Source organism: Methylobacterium sp. AC315 (genome assembly GCF_979253755.1).
In genome coordinates, this window is the sequence record NZ_CEEDEA010000110.1 from 1 (window position 1) to 248 (window position 248).

At 73.0% G+C, this 248-nt stretch carries 1 pseudogene; it reads right to left on the reverse strand.

From position 1 onward, the window contains the following. Positions 1 to 248, reverse strand: a pseudogene (locus tag AC0IY0_RS28900) (tRNA pseudouridine(38-40) synthase TruA); the annotation flags it as partial.

Below are 248 nucleotides of genomic sequence, written 5' to 3' on the forward strand. Positions count from 1 at the left end.
CGACGAACGTCAGCCCGGCCGCCGGCGCGAGCGGCCCGCACCGGCGCTTCTCGCCCGACGCCAGGATGTCGGCGACATCGTCGGCCGAGAGCCGGCCGCAGCCGGCGAGCATCAGCGTCCCGACCCTGGCCCGGACCTGATGGTGCAGGAACGAGCGCGCGCAGGTCGTCACCACGATCTCCTCATGCAACGCCCTGGTCGTGCGGGCGACGTCGAGCCGTTCCAAGGTCCGCATCGGGCTCTTGGCC